This is a genomic window from Trichlorobacter thiogenes (genome assembly GCF_900167465.1).
Lineage (GTDB): Bacteria > Desulfobacterota > Desulfuromonadia > Geobacterales > Pseudopelobacteraceae > Trichlorobacter > Trichlorobacter thiogenes.
The window spans coordinates 35,967-59,561 of sequence record NZ_FUWR01000009.1 but is presented as its reverse complement, the minus strand read 5'-3'; the positions used below and the strand labels follow the sequence as shown (position 1 = coordinate 59,561).

11 protein-coding genes are annotated in these 23,595 nt (G+C 55.9%); 8 read left to right on the top strand and 3 right to left on the bottom strand.

Translation table 11 applies throughout. From position 1 onward, the window contains the following. Positions 1-210 precede the first annotated feature (210 nt). Positions 211-1,668 (top strand): DUF294 nucleotidyltransferase-like domain-containing protein, encoded by a 1,458-nt coding sequence (locus B5D39_RS09280; RefSeq protein ID WP_161947463.1) that lies wholly within the window; start codon positions 211-213, stop codon positions 1,666-1,668. Between the two features lie 165 nt (positions 1,669-1,833). Here the strand turns inward: B5D39_RS09280 and B5D39_RS09275 are convergent, their stop codons facing one another. The 3 genes from B5D39_RS09275 to B5D39_RS09265 are packed head-to-tail and all read right to left on the bottom strand — an operon-like array spanning position 1,834 to position 7,573. Beyond that, positions 1,834-3,216, bottom strand: a complete 1,383-nt coding sequence (locus B5D39_RS09275; protein ID WP_078790185.1) for an efflux transporter outer membrane subunit — start codon at positions 3,214-3,216, stop codon at positions 1,834-1,836. After that, positions 3,209-6,358, bottom strand: a complete 3,150-nt coding sequence (locus B5D39_RS09270; protein WP_078790184.1) for an efflux RND transporter permease subunit — start codon at positions 6,356-6,358, stop codon at positions 3,209-3,211. Before B5D39_RS09270 ends, B5D39_RS09275 begins: the two co-directional genes overlap by 8 nt. Positions 6,359-6,367: 9 nt before the next feature. Beyond that, positions 6,368-7,573 (bottom strand): efflux RND transporter periplasmic adaptor subunit, encoded by a 1,206-nt coding sequence (locus B5D39_RS09265; RefSeq protein ID WP_078790183.1) that lies wholly within the window; start codon positions 7,571-7,573, stop codon positions 6,368-6,370. Positions 7,574-7,699: 126 nt separating this feature from the next. Between B5D39_RS09265 and nhaA the strand changes: the two genes are divergently transcribed. The 7 genes from nhaA to B5D39_RS09225 all read left to right on the top strand — a co-directional run bounded on the left by nhaA (position 7,700) and on the right by B5D39_RS09225 (position 23,415). Then, positions 7,700-8,875 carry a Na+/H+ antiporter NhaA gene (gene nhaA, locus B5D39_RS09260; RefSeq protein ID WP_078790182.1) on the top strand — a complete coding sequence of 392 codons (1,176 nt, stop codon included), beginning with the start codon at positions 7,700-7,702 and terminating at the stop codon, positions 8,873-8,875. 127 nt (positions 8,876-9,002) lie between these two features. Next, positions 9,003-10,655, top strand: coding sequence for an AMP-binding protein (locus tag B5D39_RS09255; protein WP_279627307.1), 1,653 nt, complete (start codon positions 9,003-9,005; stop codon positions 10,653-10,655). A 241-nt stretch (positions 10,656-10,896) separates the two neighbouring features. Then, entirely contained in the window at positions 10,897-12,183 is a 1,287-nt protein-coding gene (locus B5D39_RS09250; protein WP_208610569.1) for a hypothetical protein, read from the top strand. A 235-nt stretch (positions 12,184-12,418) separates the two neighbouring features. Next, positions 12,419-14,410 carry a sensor histidine kinase gene (locus B5D39_RS09240; protein ID WP_078790178.1) on the top strand — a complete coding sequence of 664 codons (1,992 nt, stop codon included), beginning with the start codon at positions 12,419-12,421 and terminating at the stop codon, positions 14,408-14,410. Then, on the top strand, positions 14,403-15,047 hold the full coding sequence (locus tag B5D39_RS09235; RefSeq protein ID WP_078790177.1) for a response regulator transcription factor: 645 nt from the start codon (positions 14,403-14,405) through the stop codon (positions 15,045-15,047). The genes B5D39_RS09240 and B5D39_RS09235 overlap by 8 nt, the downstream gene beginning before the upstream one ends. A 365-nt stretch (positions 15,048-15,412) precedes the next feature. Beyond that, on the top strand, positions 15,413-18,217 hold the full coding sequence (locus tag B5D39_RS09230; protein ID WP_078790176.1) for a beta strand repeat-containing protein: 2,805 nt from the start codon (positions 15,413-15,415) through the stop codon (positions 18,215-18,217). A gap of 131 nt (positions 18,218-18,348) precedes the next feature. Further along, complete coding sequence (locus tag B5D39_RS09225) at positions 18,349-23,415, top strand: beta strand repeat-containing protein (protein ID WP_078790175.1); 5,067 nt, start codon at positions 18,349-18,351, stop codon at positions 23,413-23,415. Positions 23,416-23,595 lie beyond the last annotated feature (180 nt).

The following is a 23,595-nucleotide window of genomic DNA, read 5'->3' as shown; positions in this document are numbered from 1 at the left end:
TAACACAATTTACGATAATAATATTTGATAGTTACAAAAATACATAGCCACACCAAAACGGACCTTAGCCCCGTTTTACTCAATTGTATTCAAAAAAAATATAATGCCGTTTAAATTTTGTGGTAAACAGCCGTTACACTCATGTTTCAGGAATGCGCGCAAAACGCAACACCACACTACAAACCGGTGTTTATGCAGCAGGAGACCGCTATGGCTGACAATCTGATCAATCAGGATACCTTCTATTTTATTGAGGTGGATCTACTCTGCAGCCGAACGCCGATCACCTGCCCGCCACAGACCGGACTGATCGAAATGGCCGGCCTGATGCAACAACACAACATATCGGGAATTGTGGTGGTTGAGAACGAACGCCCGGTGGGAATTGTTTCGCTGCGGGACCTGAGAAACTGTGTTGCCACAAACTATGGCGGCCTTGCGTCACTTACCGTGCAGGACCTGATGCAAACCGAACTGATCACCATCAGACGGCACGACTATCTCTTCAAGGCAATCTTCAAGATGGCCCGCTATAACATCCACCGTCTGGTGGTGGTCAATGATGATGGCAGTCTTGCGGGTGTCATCACCAACAGTGACCTGTTAAGGATTCAAAGCAGGTGTCCGCTGTATTTGTCTCAAGAAATTGAAGCGGCTGACAGCTTTGAGCAGCTGCAGGAAACCGGGGCACGGATAACCGAATTATTGCAGTTTGTGGTCAAGGCTGGCGCCGACACCCAGAGTCTGATCTCGCTGATATCACACTTTAACGACCTGATGAGCCTCCAGGTCATCACCCTGCTGGATCGCCTTGAAGGTGTCCGGCTGCCACGATCAGCAGCCTTTCTGGTCATGGGCAGTGAAGGCCGCGGGGAACAGACCCTGCGGACCGACCAGGACAACGCCATTGTCTACAGTGATTCTGTATCGACTGATGAACTGAAGCAGATCAAACAGTTTGCGGGTCGGGTGGTTGATCGCCTGGAGTTTATCGGCGTGCCCCGCTGTCCTGGCGGCATCATGGCCAGTAATCGCCAATGGTGCCACAGTATCTCCACCTGGCAGAGGATCATTGCCCGCTGGATCGGCACCCCAACGCTGAAAAACATGGTCAAGTTCGGCATGTTTCAGGATCTGCGGGTTATCCACGGCAACCTGTCACTGGAAAAGAAACTGCGGGAACATATCATTGCCACCAGCCACAATCACACTCTGTTCTTCTCTTACATGGCCCATAACATTGTGCAGTTCAGCCCGCCGCTGGGGCTGTTTGGAAGGTTTAAACCGGAGCAGAAAGGTGAACACAAAGGCAGTTTTGATCTAAAAAAGGCGGGAATTTTTGCCCTGACCCAGGGAGTAAGCCTCTTGGCCCTGCTGCACCACACCATGGGAGGCACAACCTGGGACAAACTGGGCTGGTTACGACAGGACAGTCAGATTTCGGAAGACGACCTGAACAGTATCGAAGAGGCGTTCAGCCTGTTGGTGCGGCTGCGGCTGATGGTTCAGCTTGATGCCGTTGCGGCCGGAAAAACTCCTGACAACTATTGTGACCCAACGCTACTGAGCAACCGGGAACAGGACCAGCTGCGCACGGCACTAAAATCGGTCAATCTGATGCTACAGATACTCAAGGACACCTTTCAGCTGGACCTGCTACGGATATAGATTTCCCTAAAACAGTTTCACGCGGAGACACGGAGACGCGAAGTTTACATTCAACCGGCTACTGATACTCTTGCCCCAACCAGCATGAATTACTACCTATTTACCTAAAACCATCCGGTTTCCTCCGCGAGCTCCGCGGCTCCGCGTGAAAAAGCCCGTTCAGATTCACTTCTTCTGCGGCTCCTGCAGTTTATCCGCCTCTTGCACCCAGCCGCCCCCCATGGCCTTATAGACTGAGATCAACGACACCAGCAGATCATAGTGGGTCTTGGTCTTGTCCAGTTTGCCGGTAAACAGCGACCGGTCGGCATCCAGCACCTGCAGATAGTTTGAGGTGCCTGCCTCAAACTGCAGCCGGGCCAGACGATCATACTCTGCAAGTGAAGCGACCTGCCGTTTCTGGGCATCCAGCTGTTCCCTGCCCTTGGTGGTCTTGATCAGGGCATCCTCAACCTCACGGAAGGCGGTCAGGATCGTCTGTTGATACTGATACATGGCCTGCTGTTGCTGAGACTCCGCCTGTTTGACCTGTCCGGCGGTCTGACCAAAATTAAAGAGCGGTTGGGCCAGCTGGGCTCCCGCAGACCAGATGCCGGCACCCGGCACAAACAGCTTGCTGATGTCGCCACTGGATACCCCCAGGGCACCAGTCAGGGAAATCTTGGGAAAGTAGGCCGCCTTGGCAACACCAATCTCAGCATTGGCAGCAATCAGGTTCTGCTCAGCCTGAATGATGTCAGGACGCCGTTCCAGCAGCAGCGACGGCAGGCCGGCCGGAATACCGGGCGGGACCAGTTCATCAATGGTCTTGCCCCGTGGAATCGGCCCTGGCGCACGCCCCAGCAACAGCGAGATCAGGTTCTCCTGCTGACGCACCAGCGATTCATAGCTGGGTATGGCCTGACGGGCAGACTCGTAGTTTGATTCAGCCTGGGAAAGCTCAAGCCCTGAGACCGTGCCATGCTTAAAGCGCAGCTGGAACAACTTCAGACTTTCTGCATAGGCCTTCTCCGTATCCCTGGCTATTTCCAGCTGGCGGTCCATCCCCCGCAGGGTGATATAGCCGCTGGCCACATTGGATACCACGGTCATGATCACCGCACGGCGACCTGCCTCACTGCCCACAATCTGGGCCTGGGCCGCCTCGCTGGAGCGCCTGATCTTGCCCCACAGATCCAGCTCCCAGGTGGCGTTCACCGTGGCCTGATAACTCTGGCTGGTTCTGCTGCCACTATGGGATGCTCCCGGCTCAAATCCGGCTGATATCTGCGGGAAGTACTGGGAGCGGGTGGTGTCCAACACCCCAAGATACTGATCAACCTTGGCCGTGGCGCTCTTCAGGTCCAGGTTGCCCCGCACAGCGGTCTCAATCAGATCATCCAGCACCGTGTCGCCAAACAGCTTCCACCACTGGGTATTGGCCAGATCAGCAGCGGCCTTGTATTCAACATTCCATTGATCAGGTGCCTTAATATCAGGGCGGACATAATCAGGACCAACCGTACAGCCGGTCAGTAGCAGCAGGATCAGAGCAAACAGATTACGCATGGCCAGAATCCCCTTTCGGCAGGGGCTTGACACCCTTTGAACGACTGAAAATGCCGCTGGCAGACTCCAGCAGCACAAAGAAGAGCGGCACAAAGAAGGAAGCCACAAGAGTAGAAGCCAGCATACCGCCGATCACACCGGTACCTATGGCACGCAGGCTGTTGGCACCGGCGCCGGAAGCGGTTGCCATCGGCACGCAGCCCAGAATAAAGGCCAGGGAGGTCATCACAATCGGACGCAGACGCAGCCGGGCAGCCTCAATTGCCGCTTCTGCCGGTTCCATCCCCTTTTTCAGGTTATCAGACGCAAATTCTATGATCAGGATGGCGTTTTTGGCAGACAGTCCCACCAGGGTGACCAGTCCAACCTGAAAGTAGACATCGTTTTCCAGACCACGCACCCAGGTAAACAGCAGCGCACCACACAGGGCAAAGGGGACCGACAGCACCACCCCCACCGGCAGGGACCATTTTTCATACTGGGCAGCCAGAATCAGGAAGACCATGATCAGACCAAAGGCAAAGGCCATGGTTGAGGTATTGCCGGACTTTTTCTCTTCAAAGGCCTGCCCTGACCAGGAATAGCCATAGCCTTCCGGCAGCACCTTTTTAGCCACCTCTTCCATGGCGCTAATGGCTTGGCCGGAACTGTAACCAGAGGCCTGGCTGCCGTTCAACTTGGAGGCTGGAAAGCCGTTAAATCGGGGCAGCAGACTGGGGCCGGCCACATAGTTAATAGTTGCCATGGCAGAAAGCGGGATCATATTGCCACCGGTTGAACGGACATAGATCTGGGTCAGGTCATTGGGCTTGTCACGGTAATCAGGTTCAGACTGCTGGATGACCTGCCAGATCCGGCCATACTGCAGAAACTGCCCCACATAGGATGAGCCAAAATAGGATTGCAGGGTCTCAAAGACCGTGGAGACCGGCACCCCCAGCAGTTCAGCCTGGGCACGATTCACATCCAGATAGAGTTGCTGTTGGCTGGCGGAAAAGGTACTGGAAACCCCGGACAGTTCTTTACGCTTGCGGGTCTCGGCGATGAACTGCTTGGTAATTTTTTCCAGTTCCTGGGGAGAACCACCCCCTTTACTCTGGATATAGAACTCAAAACCGCCGGTACTGCCCAGACCGGGAATGGAAGGCGGGTTGATCGGAAAGACCACCCCCTCTTTGACACCCTGCAGCTTGCGGCCAATATCCTTTTGCACGCTAAAGGCATCAGTCCCCTTCCCCTCCCGTTCACCATAGGGTTTAAGGGTGGCAAACAGCAGACCGGCGTTATCCTTGACACTACCGTCAAGCAGACTGTAGCCGTTAATCTGGGTGATATCTCCCATGGCCTTATTGCTCTGGGCCAGCTGTACCGCCCGGTCACAGACCGCGGTAGTCCGTTCAAGGCTGCTTGCATCAGGCATAATGGCACCCACAAACAGGTAGCCCTGATCCTCTTCCGGCACAAAGCTGCCCGGCACCAGCTTAAACAACAACACCACTGCAACCAGTACGCCACAGAACAGACCCAGGCCGATACTGCGGTGATTGATCAGCCAGCGCACACCGTTGGTATACAGCTCGGTCAGGCGGTTAAAGCGTCCCTCAAACCACTTGAAGAAGCCCTTTTTCTCGCCATGCCCCGGTTTCAGAATCCGGGCTGCCAGGGCTGGTGAAAGGGTTAAGGCCACCACGCCGGACAGCACCATGGAGATGGCGATGGTAACGGCAAACTGCTTATACAGCGTACCGGTCATGCCACCCAGAAAGGCCACCGGCAGAAAGACCGACCCCAGCACCAACACGATGGCGATCAGAGCTCCGGTCAGTTCTGACATCGCCTTTTTGGCCGCATCCATCGGGGTCATGCCATAACTGGCCATATTATGTTCAACGTTTTCCACCACAATAATCGCATCATCCACCACCAGACCGATGGCCAGGATCATGCCAAACAGGGTCAGCATATTGGTGGAGAATCCCAGGGCCAGTATCCCCATGTAGGTACCGATAATGGCGATCGGCACCGCCAGGATCGGGATAAAGGTGGCCCGGAAACTCTGCAGAAACAGAAACACCACCAGCACCACCAGCACCACCGCCTCAAAGAAGGTATGCACCACCTTTTCAATGGAAGCAGCGGTAAACTCGCTGGTATCCAGCACCACCTTGTAATCCATCCCCTGGGGAAAGCTCTTTTTCAAGCCTGCCAGCAGGTTGTTGATCTGCTTAGAGGTCTCAATGGCATTGGCGCCGGGCTGCTGGTAGACCACAATCGCCACTGATTTCCTGCCATTGACCTTGGTGGTGACCGAATAATCCTTGCCCCCCAGTTCTGCACGGGCAACATCCTTCAGCCGTACCAGCGCAGTGCCTGAAGAAGCAGCGCGGATAATGATATTCTCAAACTCAGCCGGGTCAGACAGCATCCCCTTGGTGGTAACCACAAAGGTCTGCTGAGTGCCCTTGGGTGACGGCGACTGGCCGATGGAACCGACACCAAAGGCCTTGTTCTGCTGCTGGATAGCAGTGGCAATATCCTGGGCGGTCAGTCCCAGCTGGGCCAGGCGATCTGGCTTAAGCCAGATCCGCATCGCCACATCAGGCAGAGGAAACATGGAAGAAAGGTTGGCGCCGGGAATCCGCTTGATGGCATCCAGGATATACAGGTTGGCATAATTGCCCAGATAGACCGGATCATAGCGATCATCGGGGGAATAGACGCTGATCACCATCATAAAGGATTGGGAGCGTTTCTGGACCGACACCCCCTGCTGGCTGACCACATCAGGCAACAGCGCAGATGCCTGGCTGACCCGGTTCTGCACGTTAACCTGGGCCATATCCGGGTCGGTGCCCGGTTCAAAGGTAACGGTCAGGCTCATGTTGCCCGAAGAAGCACTGGTGGAAGACATATAGGTCATGCCATCCACGCCGTTGACCTGCTGTTCGATCGGCGCAGCAACCGTATTGGCGATTACCTCTGCAGTGGCACCGGGATAAAAGGCTGAGACCTGCACCGTGGGAGGGGCAATATTGGGGTATTGGGCAATCGGGGTTACCTTGAGGGCAACCAGTCCCCCCAGGGTGATAATGATGGCAATCACCGCCGCAAAGACAGGGCGATCAATAAAAAAGCTTCCCATGACCCCCCCTTACTTGGCTGTAGCCGACTGAGCTGACGTCTTCATCTCTTCAGGGGTCACCAGCTTGACCGGTGCACCGGGGGCCAGCTTCATGAAGCCATCCACAATCACCTTATCACCCGCCTTCAGTCCCTGGGTGATGATCCAATCATTATCAAGCCACTCACCCACCACCACCGGCCTGGCCTCTGCCAGCCCCTTATCATTGGCTACAAAGACCACATGGCCGTTGCTGGTCTGCTGAACAGCCCGCTGCGGCACCACCAGAGCATTGGGGCGGGTTGCCCCTTTCAGGTAGGCCTTGACAAACATGCCGGGCCGTAACACGGCTTTGGGATTGGGGATCTCGGCCCGCACCAGATAAGTGCCGGTATCTTTATTAAAGGAAGGATCAGCAAAATTGACCACACCTGCCTGGGGATAGCGCCTGCCATCGGACAGCTCGATATCAACGGTAAAGCGGTTATCCTTTGGTCGAGCAATTTCTCCTTTTTCAACTGACTGACGCATCTTGGCCTGCTCGTTCTGGGAGACACTGAAATCCACCCAGGCCGGGTCCAACTTGGCAACGTAGGTTAATTTGGCAGAGCTACTCCCAGCTGCGATGTAGCTTCCCTCCCGCATCAACGCCTGCCCAGCCACACCACTGACCGGCGAGGCGATGCTGGTGTAGCTTAAATCCAGCAGCGCCTTGTCCAGGTTGGCCTGATCCTGCTGCAGGCCAGCCTCGGCAGTCTTGTAGTTACCGATGGCGTTATCCAGATCGCTCTTGCTGGCGGCATTCTGATCAGCCAGCGGCTTGATCCGGTCAAGACTGGCCTTTGCGGTAAACAACTGGGATTTACGGATATCAACCGCTGCCCTGGCCGCATTCACCGCTGCCACAAACGGCTTCTTATCAAGCACAAACAGCACCTGTCCCTGTTTGACCGGCTCGCCTTCCTGATAGCTGATCTTTTCAAGAAAGCCGTTCACCCTGGCCATCACATCAACTTGGTGAGAACTCTGAATCTGAGCCACAAAAGGAAAGATTGCGGGCACTGTTTTGGGCTGAACCGTCACAGCAACCACATCGGTCACCGGCAGCTGGGCCTTCTGATCTGTTTTTTTGCCACATCCCCCCAGGGGGGCAAGCAGGCAGACGGCCAGAGCAGCGTAAAGAAATAAACGATGACGATTCAGGCGGTTAGGGTAGATCAGACAAGGCAGTTCCATCGGTAACCTCACGCAGCTATGCAATTAATTTCACTTCAGTCTGAGGTACCATAGATCAAGGCATTGTCAAGGCGAGTCACTGAACATATACTGCCCACATTCAGTATCAATTCTGGCGGGGGAAACGTGCAACGACTCAAAGAATTTTACGAAAAGGAATCATCCACCGGCATCCTGTTGATGCTGGTAACCATCGCGGCTCTGCTGCTTAAAAACTCTCCGCTTGCCGAACTCTACAACAGTTTTTTGCACACACCGGTAGCCATCCAGTTTGGGGCCTTGAAGATTGCCAAGCCTCTGCTGCTTTGGATCAATGACGGCCTGATGGCGGTCTTCTTTCTGCTGGTGGGGCTTGAGGTGAAGCGGGAACTGATCCGGGGCAACCTGTCATCCTGGAACCAGGCGACCCTGCCGGTGATTGCAGCCATTGGCGGCATGCTGGTGCCAGCCTTGATCTACATCGGCTTTACCCACCGCGAACCAGTATCCATGCATGGCTGGGCCATACCCACGGCCACGGACATCGCCTTTGCCCTGGGTATTCTGTCGTTGTTGGGCAGCCGCGTGCCAGCCTCCCTGAAGATCTTCCTGCTGGCCCTGGCAATCATCGATGACCTGGGGGCAATCATCATCATCGCCCTCTTCTATACCTCTGACCTGTCGCTGATTTCCATTGCCGTCGCCTCAATCACCCTGCTGGCCCTGTTTGCCCTGAACCGCTTTGGCGTTGAACGCAGGGCAGCCTATATCCTTTTGGGGGTAGTACTGTGGGTCAGCGTACTGAAATCAGGGGTTCACGCCACCCTGGCCGGTGTGGCCCTGGCCTTTATGATCCCTTTGGAAACAAAAGGAGAACATCATTTAAAGATCCCGCTTGCTGCCAGCCTTGAGCATGATCTGCACCCCTGGGTCTCGTTCATGATCCTGCCGCTGTTTGCCTTTGTAAATGCAGGGATTGACCTGCGTGGGCTGTCTTTAAACCAGTTGTCCACCCCGGTGCCGATGGGGATCATGCTGGGACTGTTCATTGGCAAGCAGGTCGGGGTCTTCGGATTTAGTTGGCTGGCCATCAAGACCGGTTTGGCACGCCTGCCGGCAGCCAGCAGCTGGCGTCAGTTTTATGGTGTCTGCCTGATGACCGGCATCGGATTTACCATGAGCCTCTTCATCGACTCGCTGGCCTTTACTGACGATGCCATCTACCAGTACGCTGACAAACTGGCCATTGTACTGGGATCGTTGCTATCCGGCGTAGCAGGCTACCTGGTACTGCGTCTGGACAGCTCAACAGATCAGACCTGACCGCCGGGGCTTGACGCCCAGCCATTGCTATGCTATTGAGCAAACCTTCAAAATTCAACGAGTTACAAAACAAATTTATTGACCAGGCCAAATCAAAGTTCAATCATACAAAAAAACAAGAGGTAGTATCATGTCCCAAGCCATAACCAAGCCGATCGGCGCCATGCTGGATGAGATTGCAGCACGTTTCCCTGACAATGATGCCCTGGTCTATCCGGAACGAGGGCTGCGTTATTCCTACAAACAGTTTAACGAGATCTGCCGCCAGGTGGCCAAAGGCCTGCTGAAACTGGGCATCAAGAAGGGGGACCATGTCTCCATCTGGGCCTACAATGTGCCGGAATGGGCAATTCTGCAGTTTGCCACCCCCAAGATCGGTGCCGTGCTGGTAACCGTCAACACTGCCTACAAGTCATCGGAACTTGAGTATGTCCTGAACCAGTCTGACTCCACCACCCTGTTCATGGTCAAGTCATTTAAGGACACCGACTATGTCAAGACCCTGGCCGATGTGGTGCCATCCATCCATGCTTCTGAGCCGGGCCAGCTGAAACACGAGAAACTGCCGTTCCTGAAAAACATCATCTTTATCGGTGACGAGACCCCGGCCGGGATGCTGAACTTCAATGCCATCATTGAGCTGGGCAAAGATGTCACTGATGAGGAACTAGCTGCGGTTGAGGCCACCCTGGACTGCCATGACACCATCAACATGCAGTACACCTCCGGCACCACCGGCTTCCCCAAAGGGGTGATGCTGACCCACCACAACCTGACCAACAACGGCTTCCAGATCGGCGAGTGTATGAAATTCACCGACCAGGACCGGCTCTGTATCCCGGTACCGTTTTTCCATTGCTTTGGCTGCGTACTGGCCACCATGGTCTGTGTTACCCACGGTTCAGCCATGGTGCCGGTAGAGATCTTTGATCCACTCAAGGTGCTGCAGACCATTGAAGCGGAAAAATGTACGGCAGTGCATGGCGTCCCCACCATGTTCATTGCCGAACTGGAGCACCCGGAGTTCAAGAAGTTCAACCTCTCCAGCCTGCGCACCGGCATCATGGCCGGATCAGTCTGCCCGATTGAGGTGATGAAACGGGTAGTTAAAGACATGTACATGACTGAAATTACCAGCGTCTACGGCCAGACCGAATCATCCCCCGGCATCACCCAGAGCCGTACTGACGATGCGATTGAACTGCGGGTCTCCACTGTCGGACGTGCCCTGCCCGGTGCCGAGGTCAAGATTGTCGATATCGAGACCGGCACCACCCTGCCGCCCGGCAAGCAGGGCGAGCTCTGCGCCCGTGGCTACATGGTCATGAAAGGCTACTACAAGATGCCGGAAGAGACCGCCAAGGTGATTGATGCCGACGGTTGGCTCCACACCGGCGACCTGGCGATCATGGATGAAAACGGCTACTGCAAGATCACCGGCCGGATCAAGCAGATGATCATCCGGGGCGGCGAGAACATCTACCCCAAAGAGATTGAGGAGTTCCTCTACACCCACCCCAAGATCTCCGATGTCCAGATCTACGGCGTACCGGACAAGAAATACGGTGAGCAGGTCATGGCGGCGGTGATCCTGAAAAAAGGGATGGAGATGACCGAAGAAGAGGTCAGGGAGTTCTGCCGGGGCAAGATTGCTAACTACAAGGTACCCAAGTATGTCAAGTTTGTGGAGGGCTACCCGATGACCGCCTCCGGCAAGATCCAGAAGTTTAAACTGCGGGAGATGGCGATCAAGGAACTGCATCTGGAAGAGTCGGAATAGGTAGCATAATCAGACAATGGCAGCACAAGATAACCGGTGGGGAATACTCCTCGCCGGTTTTTTACAACGTACCTTGTTGAATGCTTAGCTCAGGCCAGACGGATAAACGCCCCCGTTGCAAAGGAGAATGTAGTATGAAGAGGCATAGTACAAGCCAGAATGTTTGTAAAGACGACGACCAGCCGAGAGCCTCAAAGCCATGACTGACAGACGGTTTCGCGTCCTTATGACATTCCTGTTCATGACAATTTCATCCGTCTTTCCGGCACCCACCGTGGCAAACGACACGGGCCGTGCCGGTTTATCGCTGGATATTGAAATTGGTGATGCATTTCACCCCTACCTAAGCCGGGCCGAGCAAGCCAATATCTGGCCAGACACCTGGCGCGACAGCACAATCATCGTACATTATCAGCCAACCCGCTTGGTCGAGGGAAAAACCAAAAAAACCACACGGCGTTTCCAAATATTTGGTAGCCTGATCGGTGTCGGGCCAACACTTGATCCAGGCATAAAAAAAGATGTCAAAATAGTTAAAAAACATATCGAACTACCACTGACAGCGAGCACCAAAGATGGCATAACAACACTCCATTGCGACATCCCTGAACAAGCAGATCCCTTGTACACAATTAGCAATTTTGAACTGTTTTCATCGACGAAGCCGTTCTCCCGTCTCAAAAAGCTACAGAACTTCGGCCCACTGACCGACGAAAAACTCAGATTTGATCTTTTCTTAAGCAAAACCAAGGGATTTAAACTTAAGACCGGAATCATCCCCTTACCGGGTGATTACGACCAAGGAGGCGCCATTACCGTTCGCGCCAGCTTAAAGAACAAACAAAGCGGCGAGGAACAGGCTCTCAGCCCATCAAATGCCAAAGATATGGAAGACGCATTGGGAAAAATCCCGGACAGCCTCAAAAGTTCGCTCCTACCCGACAAGGTCCCATCACTCATGGCAGGCAGTGATTATTCGGTTCGCAACATCGTCATGCCCCAAAACACACCTCGCTGGCACGGCCTGTTCAGGCCAGATACCGGTGGTGGCCCGCCAAAACTTGGCACCCGTCTCGAGCACCGGAAAAGGGGATCATTCTCGACGCTGACACTGGAATCCCTTGGTGGCAATGATCGAGTTATCTCAGGCATAATTCCGGTTAAAACAGAGACTTGGTATTTTCTGGATGGCAGACTGGTGCGCTATAAAGGGGAGATCCGCTATTTCCCCGCTGAATATTGCGCAGACGGACTGTGCGATAAACTGAGTTTTCATGAAATTGCAAACCGGGCTGGTAGTATTTCACCCACCTCCTGGTATCTGGATTTCATCGACGGACGGCATACCACTACTCTTTTCAATGAAAAAACCTGGACAACGGAGAATGGAAAGTTTGTCAATCCTGATTGTCAGTCAGACGGCTGCCGACGCAACGACGCCGAAGCACTGGACCAGATCAAGAAAAGTTATGCCCTGCTTGAAGCTGAGAGCAGATCCTATCTCGATCTGTTTGCTGCAAAGCCATGAACGCACTCTGTCTCTGAAGGGTGGCTACAGCACCATCAGCGGAACATTGACCAACAAGGCGGGAAAATTGATTATGGATCGGGTGAACAACGGTCTCATACAGTTGGAAACAGCAACGGCCCGCCAGTCACCCCTGACGGGCCGTTGCCATATTTTACAAAACCCCATTGCATCGAAGCCAGAGATCAGTATGATGGCATCCCGTTACCAGAACTCAAGCCAGGGACGATGACCGATGATCTTCGGTGTAAGCGCACATCTCCGCATACTCTGCCAAATCGGCATCTATCAGACGGTTGCCGCCTGTATCACGGGCTCCATCCTCTCACTGCTGCTCTTCACCACCCCGTCCCTTGCCGCCGATCCCCTTCTTATCGGCACTAGCGACAGCTACCCGCTGGGCAGAACAACGCTGGAGATGGTGGCTGACCCTGATCACCGCCTTACCATTAGCGATATCAGTTCTCCCGCCTATGCCAGCCGCTTCAAACCGGTGCCTGCCGACAGTCCCAATTTCGGCATCAGCACGGCCGTCTACTGGTTCCGCTTCAACATTGACTTTGGCACACGCAGTCAAGATAAATGGCTCTTACTGCTTGATCAGCCGCTTATGGATTACGCCGACCTGTACCTTGTGCACCCCGACGGCACTGTCCTAACACAGCATTCCGGCGACATGCGCCCCATGGCCAGCCGCACCATCCAGAAACGCAGCATCCTGTTCTCCCTCCACCCCCGCGAGGGATCGGCCACCTGGTACCTGCGGGCCCAGATCAGCGGCCGCAGCCAGTTTCCCCTGACGGTCTGTACCGGCGACGCGATGAACCTGAGAGAGAGCGTACAGAACTCGATCTACGCAGGATTTACCGGCTTTGCACTGACCATTGCGGTTATCAGCATGTCGCTGTACCTGTTCATCAGGGAGAAGAGTTTTGTCTACTATGCCTTCTATATCCTGGCAACCGCCGCTTACCATCTGACCATTGCCGGTTATCTCTTTAGTCAGGTTTTCCCCAGCCATCCCCGCACACACGACTATCTGGCCACGCTGATCTGCTTTTTACCGCTACTGGGCGCCACCTTTTTTATCAGAGAATTCCTAATAACCCCCAAGAATGCGCCGGTTATGGACCGCCTGCTCCGTATCTGGATCTGGGCAAACCTTATCCTGCCGCCATTGATCTTTTTCGTTCCTGCGGCTCCTTTTAAAACCGCACTGATGCTTGACGCCATGCTGATCGTACTGTTCCTGCTGGCTGCCTCAGCTGAAGCGGTCCGCAACGGCTATCCCCCTGCCAAATATCTGCTGGCAGCACGGATACTGCATGAGATAGCGGTACTGCTGCTCATGCTGCTGAACTTCAATCTGATACCCTACTCACCCTTCTATGAAACCGCATTGCTGATTACCCCGCTGCTGGACGGCATACTGATCGCCTTTGCCCAGGGAGAACGCTTCAAGCTGCTCAGTAGTAAAATAGGTGATCTGGTGGCTGATCTGCAGTTACAGATATCTGAACGGACCGCCGCCCATGGGGCATTACAGGAACAGATGGAAAAACATGAGCGGCTGGAGCAGGAGATTCAGCAGGTCAGCCGGGAGGAACGCCGTCGGATCAGCCACGAACTGCACGATGGGCTCTGTCAGCAGCTGACCGGAGCCCGACTCCGCTTTGCCGCCCTGGAAGACCGGCTAACCGAAGCGGGGTTAGAGCCGGAAGCCCGGCCGCTCGGCACCTTGCTGCAGGATTCTGTTGATCATGCCTACGCCCTTTCGCGTCGACTCTGGACCTCAGACCGGGATGGCGGAGAAGGGGTCATTGATCTGGAACAGCTGGTCCGGCAGGCCTCCAGCCAGAGTGCCATCCCGATCCAGCTGGAGATGAAGCAGAACTGCCCGGCCTGCTCTGCGGTCAGCATGCTGCATATTCAGCAGATCGCCCGTGAGGCGCTGACAAATGCGGTCAAACACTCTGGAGCCACCCTGATCACTATTGCGTTGCACTGCACACCGGATACGGGAATCCAGCTTGAAGTGAGCGATAATGGCTGCGGCATCACCACGACAAAGGGGACCGGCGGCGGCCTTGGAATCGGTATGATGGAATACCGCGCAACCCAGATCAACGCACGCTTTGAGATAACTGACCTGACCGGTAGAGGAACGTCCGTTGTCTGCACCGCCCCCTGCGCCGTTGTTTGGGATAGAGAGGCAACAGATGCCTGACACAACAGTTCAGGGGGTACGGGTCTTTCTGGTGGATGATCACCCGGCAGTGCGGGAAGGACTGTCGCTGCTGTTAGGCAGTAAAGGGCTGCTGGTCTGCGGTGAAGCTGATTGCCGTGCAGATGCCTTATCCCGACTCACTTCTGCGGCTGCCGATGTGGTGCTGGTGGATCTGTCACTGGGTGCGGAGAACGGCATCGACCTGATCACTAATCTGCGTGAAAACGGTGTTAAAGTGCTTGTGTACTCAATGCATGACGACCGGGAACGGATTGAGGCGGCTCTGGCAGCCGGAGCCAATGGCTATGTCACCAAGCGGGAAATGGCGGCAACCCTGCTGAAGACGATCAGCTCTGTTCTGGCCGGGGAATGTTACCTGAGCCCTGTTGCCACCGAGGCGCTCCGGCAGGGAACTGAGCCTGAAGGCAGTCGTCCGGTTATGGCACGGTTGTCGGAGCGGGAACAGAAGCTGTTCTGCAAGATGGGGGAAGGTTACTCAACCTCTGATCTGGCGCAGCACTTCGCCATCTCCGTCAGCACCGTAGAAACCTACTACGCCCGGATTCTGGACAAGCTGAAGCTGTCACGGACTAAAGAGCTGCGGCTCATGGCGATCCGGTTTACAAAGGGAAAGTAATTTCAACTCCCCACTCTCCACACCTCACGCACTAAATTCCCACCAGCTTTTCCACGCCTCTGTCGTGGTTTTCCACGACATTTTTTTTAAATAAAATCCTGTATGATGCCACAATTTAACCAGACAAAAGCTGTTTCACGCGGATTCTCGGGGACGCGAAGGATAAAAACCCGTTTAACGCCAAACCCTTTGATACAGGAGGACTGAGGGTGGCTAGGTTTCAGCTGTTACGCTGTACCAGCCATCTGCAGTTCTTTGTGATCTTTGTGTTCTGTGACGGCTCACTGCTTTTCCAGGTTTATTTCTCTATTGCTCCGTTGCTCTGTGTTTCGTGAACTGCCATTTTCAAAATAAAGGAACGTACCATGAAAAAAATACCGCACCTAAAACCGATCCTGCTGTTGTTGCTGGTTATCTGCCTGCTGGCACCTCTTCAGCCTGCATGGGCTGATTCCGCCACCGTCACCATCAGCACGGCAGCCTCCAGCAACGGTAGCTGGTCTGGCGCCACACCAGATGTCTGGACACCAGGCGCCAGCGGTGTTTCCACCGTGGCAGTAAGCGAGATCACAGACCGTCTGGCAAACAGCGGGGTAATCATCGGTTCAGGCAGCAGCATAACCGTGGCAACCCCCATCAGCTGGAGCAGCAGCAATTCCCTGACCCTTAACGCCGGAACCGACATCGCCATCACTGCCGCCATCAGCAGCTCCAGCGGTGCGCTTACCCTTGCTGCCGGTACCACCATCAGTGCCACAGATCAGATCAGCGTCAATATTTTTACCCTTTCCAGCGGCAGCTGGAGCCAGATCGGCAGCCTGCCCGGCTTCAGCGCCAGCGACTTCCGCATCAGCGGCGGCAGCTTTATCCGCGCCCTTGGCGGCGACGGCAGCAGCAGCAACCCCTACCAGATTACCGACATCTACGGCCTGCAGGGGATCGGTTCCAGTGGCATGCTGGTGAACAGCTACCAACTGGCCAACGACATCAGTGCATCCGGCACCGCCACCTGGAACAGCGGTAAGGGGTTCAAGCCGATCGGTGACAGCAGCCACACGTTCACCGGCAGCCTTGGCGGCCAGAGCCACACCATTAACGGCCTTACTATCAACCGGGACAGCGAGATACTGGTCGGTTTCTTCGGCATTAACTACGGCACCATCAGCAATCTGGTTCTAACCAATGCCGCCGTCACCGGCGGCGACGTGTGCGTGGGGGCGCTGGTGGGGTGCAACATGGAGGGCGGCATCATCAGCAATGTTTCGGTGCAAGGCAACGTCATTGGCACCGTAGATCAAGTTGGCCTGCTGACAGGTGGAAATGGCGACGGCGGCATGATCAGCAATGTCACGGCCAGCGGCAGCGTCAGCGGCCTCAGCGATGTGGGCGGCCTGGTGGGCGTCAACTGGGGCGTCCTCAGCAATGCCTCGGCCAGCGTGACCGTGACCGGCACCTACGACGAGGTGGGCGGCCTGGTCGGTGAGAACGCCGGATCGATCAACAGCAGCCACGCCAGCGGCAATGTCACGGGTAACAAGTACGTGGGTGGACTGGTAGGCCACAATGTCATCGGCACAGCCAGCGATGCGGGGCGGATCATTGATGTCTATGCCACCGGCACGGTCTCTGGCGTCAACTCCGTGGGCGGGCTGATCGGCACGAGCGACGCCAATACGGTGATCAGCAACGCCTATGCCACCGGCAACGTGACCGGAACGGAGGGAGTGGGCGGACTGGTGGGGCACAACGACGGCGGCAGCATCAGCGTCAGCTATGCCACCGGCAGCGTGACCGGCGGCAGCGGCAGTAACATGCTCGGTGGGCTGGTGGGGTACAACAACAGCGGCAGCATCAGTGCCAGCTACGCCATCGGCAGCGTGAGCGGCGACGAGTTCGCAGGCGGTCTGGTGGGGTGGAACCATGGGAGCATCAACACCAGCTACGCCACCGGCACGGTGACGGCCACCCTCGACGTCGCGGGCGGTCTGGTGGGCGAAAACACCCACGGCAGCATCAGCAACAGTTACGCCACCGGCAGCGTGAGCAGCAACACCTTCGTGGGCGGTCTGGTCGGCGCCAACGAGAATTCGGCCACGATCAGCAACAGCTACGCTATCGGTAAGGTGACCGGCAACAGCTACACCAGCGTCGGTGGTCTGGCCGGCATCAACACCGCCGATTCCAGCATCAGCAACAGTTTCTTCAACAGCGACCCCCCCGGCCAGGACAGCGCTGTGGGCGGCAACGCGGGCACGCTCACCAACGTCGTCGGCAAAACCACCAGCGAACTGAAAACCGCCAGCAGTTTCAGCGACGCGGGCTGGAGTATCAGCGCGACAGGCGGTTCTCCTGCAATTTGGCGTATCTACGAAGGCAAAACCTACCCATTGCTGCGCTCTTTCCTGACCGCAATGAGCGTAACAGCCAACAATGCAGCCAAAAACTATGACGGTACTGCCTACAATGGCGGTAATGGCGTGCAGTATGCGCCAGCCGGGTATAATGCAGACAGGGTGGCGGGTACCCTGTCCTATTCAGGTAGCTCCCAGGGGGCTACGGCAATTGGCAGTTACACCATTACACCGGACGGCCTGTTTTCAGACCAGTTGGGCTATGACATCTCTTTTATCAGCGGCGCCCTGAACATTAACGGCTACTGGCTGACCCTTGGCATCAGCGGTAGCGGTTCGGTGAACAGTTCAAACGGCAGCGGACTTGGCTATGCCTGTAATACCGCAACCTGTAGCGCTGTGCCGTTTGGCAGTAATGATACCGTTACCCTGACCGCCACCGGTTCAAACTCAAGCTTCAGCAGTTGGAGCGGGGATTACGTCAGCATCAGCAATCCCGGTAGCATCACCATGAATGCAAGCAAGGCGATTACCGCCACATTCAGCGCAGGCGCTGCAACGGTAAAGATTGATGGTGATAGTACCTCGTATTACAGCATCAACAGCGCCCTGGCAGCACCAACACAGGATGCAATCATCAAGGCCACGGCTATTGGTTTTGCAGAGAACGTTATCCTACAGAACAGCCATACCCTGACCCTGAAAGGGGGCTACAGTGACAGCAATTTCAGCAGCCAGACCGGTTACAGCACCATTAACGGCAGCCTGACCATCAGCAGCGGCACACTGGTTGTGGATAAGGTGGTGGTGGGGCCGTAGGGGAGAATAATTGGCCGCAAAAGAACGCAAGGGCCGCAGAGAAAAAACCTGAAAGGCTGTTTCACGCACAAGTCGCGAAAGCTTTGTGTGAGCAAGAGCAACTGCCGCTTTTTGAACAAAGGGAACGCACAATGAAAATCAAACTTCAGCTTAACCCCATCTTCCTGTTGTTACTGTCTATCTGCCTACTGGCACCGCTGCAAGCGGCATGGGCTGATTCCGCCACCGTCACCATCGGCACGGCGGCATCCAGCAACGGTAGCTGGTCAGGTGCCACACCGGATGTCTGGACACCTGGCGCCAGCGGTGTTTCCACCGTGGCAGTCAGCGAGATCGCAGACCGTCTGGCAAACAGCGGGGTAATCATCGGTTCAGGCAGCAGCATAACCGTGGCAACCCCCATCAGCTGGAGCAGTAGCAATACTCTGACCCTTAATGCCGGAACCGATATCAGCATCACTGCCGCCATCAGCGCTACCAGCGGTGCGCTCAAGCTCTACTACGGCAGCAGCTACAGCCTGAACAACGGCGCCAAGGTCAGCCTCTCCGCCGGTCCCAACTTCTTCACCAAACAGGGCAGCAACGCTGAAACCTCCTGGACCGTCATCACCAGCCTGGGCAGCGCGGGCAGCACCACCGGCACTGATCTGCAGGGGATAAGCGGTGCCCTCTCCGGCAACTACGTACTGGGGGCAGACATTGATGCCAGTGACACCACTACCTGGAACAGCAACGGCAGCGGCGGCTATTACGGCTTTGCTCCCATCGGCAACGATAGCACCAGCTTCAGCGGCAGCTTCAACGGCCTCGGCCACACCATCAGCAACCTGTACATCAACCGTAGTGGCGCTACCAACCTCAGTTTATTTGGCTCCAACACCGGCAGTATCAGCAACGTAGGGGTTGTGGGAGGCAGCATAACCGGCAAAAACAGAGTCGGCGGCCTGGCAGGCTATAACACCGGCAGCATCAGCAACGCCTACGCCACTGCCAATATAACCGGGGTATACGGCGTTGGTGGTCTGGTGGGGTTTAACGAGGGTGGCAGCATCAGCAATGCCTACGCCACCGGCAGCGCCAGCGGCACAAACGACTACACCGGTGGCCTGGTGGGCAAGAATTCCGGCAGTATCAATTACGCCTATGCACTGGGGAGTGTAACCGGCACCACAAGCGACACCGGCGGCCTGGTTGGGTATAACAGTGGCAGCATCAGCAACGCCTATGCCACTGGCAGTGTAACCGGTGTAACCAATGTTGGCGGACTGGTGGGAAACAATGCCAGTGGTACCTACAGCAATGACTTCTGGAATAGCACCACCACAGGACAAGCCTACGGGGCAGGCGGTTCAGCCACCCCCACCGGCGTCACCGGCCTGACCAGTGCCCAGATGCAGAATGCCAGCAGCTTCAGTGCCTGGGGAACAGAGATCAGCAGTACCGGCGGCTCCACCTCGGTCTGGCGTATCTACAACGGCTATACCTACCCGCTCTTACGTTCCTTCATGCCCACGCTCAGCGTAACCCCGGCCTTTGACGGCAGCGGTACGGCCATGACCAACATTGCCGACGTAACTGCCACCAGCTACGATGCAGCTAAGCTGCTGGGCAGCGCCAGCCCCCTGACCATTTCCAGTAGCAACGCCGGTTCCTATACCGCCAGTGTCAACATAAGCAGTCTCTACTCCAGCCAGCAGGGCTATGACATCAGCTATAGCAACCGCACCATCAGCACCCCTGGCAGTGGGGCAGGTGATATCATTATCAGCAGCCCGATCACCTGGACCAGCGGCACTCTGGCCATCAACACCAGCGGCACCATCAACGCCACCGCCGCCATCAACGGCAGCGGCAGCGCTATTTTTGATCTGCAATCCGGCAGCTGGAGCCAGATCGGTAGCCTGCCCGACTTCAGCGTCAGCGACTTCCGCATCTCCGGTGGCAGCTTTATCCGGGCATCAGGCGGTGACGGCAGCAGCAACAATCCCTACCAGATTACCGACATCTACGGCCTGCAGGGGATCGGATCCTCCGCCGACATGCTAACCAAGAGCTACCAACTGGCCAATGATATCAGTGCCTCCGGCACCGCCACCTGGAACAGCGGTAAGGGCTTCAAGCCGATCGGCACCAGCAGTCTCAACGGTTCCGGTGCCCCCGACCCCGCCAACACCGTGGCCTTCACCGGCAATTTCTACGGCCAGAACCACGTCATCGACGGCCTGACCATCAACCGCAACAACCAGAATTTTGTCGGCCTGTTCGGCTATGTTGGCAGCGGTCCCAGCTTCAGCAACCTGGGGCTGACCAACCTCAACGTCACCGGAGGCAACTATTACACCGGCGGCTTGGCCGCCTACAGCTACGCCCCGCTCTCCAACGTCTATGCCAGCGGCACCGTCACCGGCAGCGGCGTCAACAACAGCTGGTATATCGGCGGCCTGCTGGGCTACAACAACGGCGGCAGCATTGACAATAGCCACTTCACCGGCAGCTTGGCGGCCAGCGGTGGCTTTAACTACTACTACTTCGGCGGGCTGGCAGGCTACAGCACCGGCGCCATCAGCAACAGCTACGCCGATATCACCCTGAGTGCCGACAGCTACACCAATATGAGCGTCAACTACTTCGGCGGCCTGGCAGGCTATCAGGTGGGCAACATCAGCGACAGCCACACCACCATCACCATGAACAGCTTTACAACCTCGGGCACCGATGTGGGGACAAGCTATCTTGGCGGGTTGGCCGGCCGCATGGATAATGGCGCCATCAGCAACAGCCCTGTGGAAGGCAACATTCAACTCTTCCATACCCATACTAACGACGGTGGAAATTCCATCGGCGGGCTGGTGGGCGAAGGGTACAATATCAGCAGCATCAGCGACAGCCACTTCAGCGGCAACCTCCTTGGCGCCCAAGCTATCGGCGGACTGATCGGCCACAGCTCTTTAAACAGCGCCACAGTAAGCATCAGCAACAGCTACAGCACCGGCGCCATTACCGGTCGATTGGGGAGCGTCGGCGGGTTAGTCGGGTGGCAGTCCGGCACCGGCACCGGCAGCATCAGCAACAGCTACAGCACCGCCACCATCAGCAGCGGCGGCGGTTATACCGGCGGTCTGGTGGGTAAGGGCGATGGCCTGAGCATCAGCGACAGCTACTACATTGGCACCCTCAGCGGCGGCGGCGGCAGCAACTATACCGGCGGGCTGGCAGGCTACCTCACCGGCAGCATCAGCAACAGCCACGCTGAAGGAGCCGTGCCCGGCGGCAGCTATTCCGGCGGGCTGGTAGGCTCCATCACCGGCGCCGTTACCAACAGCTACCACATCGGTGATGTCACCTCCACCGGCAGTACCTACGTGGGCGGCCTGATCGGCTATACCACCGCCAATGTCAATAACCTCTACGCCACCGGCAAGGTCACGGCCGGTAGCGCCGATTACGTGGGGGGGCTGATCGGGTATAGCACTGGCAATGTAAGCAACAGCTACGTCACCGGAGATGTAATTGGCTACAAGCAATACATTGGCGGGCTGGTCGGCATGTTTAAGGGAACCGATATCAGCATCAGCGACAGTCATGCCATCGGCAATGTCAAATCCAGCATCACGGTCGATAGCGCCAGCGCCTCGTCCACCTATGTGGGCGGACTGGTCGGTCAACTCTACGGAGATAACACTAACATCACCAATAGTTACGCCACCGGCAATGTTACCGGCGGGAGCGGCGTGGGCGGTTTGCTCGGGGGAACCTATTGGATGTATCTCGATGACTCGATAAGTCAAAGACATATTGTCAGCAACAGCTATGCCACCGGCAATGTTACTGCCACTGCTTCCCACTGTCCTGGTTGCGAATATTATGGCAACGGCGATGCCGGCGGTCTGGTTGGCTGGGTAGACAATTTGGCCATTATCAACAGCTACGCCACCGGCAATGTCAGTGGATACCGCTATGTGGGCGGTCTGATGGCGCTTGGGCAAGCCGGCTACTACGACTCTAACACCGGTAAAGATCTGTATATTTACGGGAAAATCGACAACAGCTACGCCACTGGCACTGTTTCTGCCCACTATAGCAGCGGCGTCGCCGGCGGTCTGGTGGGGTTTGACGACTTGGGCAGCATCAGCAACAGCTACGCCGTTGGCGCGGTAAGCGCCACTTATTCTGGCGGTCTGGTGGGGAAGACCTGGCTCGGCACGACCATCAGCAACAGCTTCTGGAACACAACAACCACCGGCCAGTCCTACGCCATTGGCAATAACTACGGTGACATCACCCTGACCAACAGCACCGGCCTCACCACCGCCCAGATGATGACCGCCAGCAGTTTCAGCGACGCTGGCTGGAGTATCAGCGCGACAGGCGGTTCTCCTGCAATCTGGCGCATCTATGAAGATAAAACCTATCCGCTGCTGCGCTCCTTCCTGACCCCCATGAGCGTAACAGCCAACAATGCAGCCAAAAACTATGACGCTACTGCCTATAGCGGCGGCAATGGGGTGTTGTTTGCGCCAGCAGGGTATAATGCAGACAGGGTGGCAGGCAGTTTGACCTATGCCGGTAGCTCCCAGGGGGCTACGGCAATTGGCAGTTACACCATTACGCCGGACGGCCTGTTTTCAGACCAGTTGGGCTATGACATTTCTTTTATCAGCGGTGTCCTGAACATTAACGGCTACTGGCTGACCCTTGGTATCAGCGGCAGCGGTACGGTGAACAGTTCAAACGGCAGCGGACTTGGCTATGCCTGTAATACCGCAACCTGTAGCGCTGTGCCGTTTGGCAGTGGCGACACCGTTACCCTGACCGCCACCGGCTCCAACTCCAGCTTCAGCAGTTGGAGCGGGGATTACGTCAGCATCAGCAATCCCGGCAGCATCACCATGAGCGCAAACAAGGCGGTGACTGCCACATTCAGCGCAGGCGCTGCAACGGTAAAGATTGATGGTGACAACACCCCGTACTACAGCATCAACAGCGCCCTGGCAGCACCAACACAGGATGCAACCATCAAGGCCACGGCTACCGGTTTTACGGAAAATGTAACCATGCAGAACAGCCATACCCTGACCCTGAAGGGCGGCTACAGTGACAGTAATTTCAGCAGCCAGACCGGTTACAGTACCATTAATGGCAGCCTGACCATCAGCAGCGGAACACTGGTTGTGGATAAGGTAGTGGTGGGGCCGTAGGGGAGAATAATTGGCCGCAAAAGAACGCAAGGGCCGCAGAGAAAAAACTGAAAGGCAGTTCATCTCCACGAAGGACACGAAGTTTCACGAAGATTCAACAGGTTACAGCAAACACATGATTCACCCAAAAGGTTGTTGCTGCCTTGGCCTAAACAATCTGTTTTTCTTGGTGTTTCTTCG

What these genes read in the sequence shown, in the direction of transcription:
- B5D39_RS09280 (WP_161947463.1), top strand. Translation starts at nt 211, where the DNA reads ATGGCTGACAATCTGATCAATCAGGATACCTTCTATTTTATTGAGGTG.
- B5D39_RS09275 (WP_078790185.1), bottom strand. Translation starts at nt 3,216, where the DNA reads ATGCGTAATCTGTTTGCTCTGATCCTGCTGCTACTGACCGGCTGTACG.
- B5D39_RS09270 (WP_078790184.1), bottom strand. Translation starts at nt 6,358, where the DNA reads ATGGGAAGCTTTTTTATTGATCGCCCTGTCTTTGCGGCGGTGATTGCC.
- B5D39_RS09265 (WP_078790183.1), bottom strand. Translation starts at nt 7,573, where the DNA reads ATGGAACTGCCTTGTCTGATCTACCCTAACCGCCTGAATCGTCATCGT.
- B5D39_RS09250 (WP_208610569.1), top strand. Translation starts at nt 10,897, where the DNA reads ATGACAATTTCATCCGTCTTTCCGGCACCCACCGTGGCAAACGACACG.
- B5D39_RS09240 (WP_078790178.1), top strand. Translation starts at nt 12,419, where the DNA reads ATGATCTTCGGTGTAAGCGCACATCTCCGCATACTCTGCCAAATCGGC.
- B5D39_RS09235 (WP_078790177.1), top strand. Translation starts at nt 14,403, where the DNA reads ATGCCTGACACAACAGTTCAGGGGGTACGGGTCTTTCTGGTGGATGAT.
- B5D39_RS09230 (WP_078790176.1), top strand. Translation starts at nt 15,413, where the DNA reads ATGAAAAAAATACCGCACCTAAAACCGATCCTGCTGTTGTTGCTGGTT.
- B5D39_RS09225 (WP_078790175.1), top strand. Translation starts at nt 18,349, where the DNA reads ATGAAAATCAAACTTCAGCTTAACCCCATCTTCCTGTTGTTACTGTCT.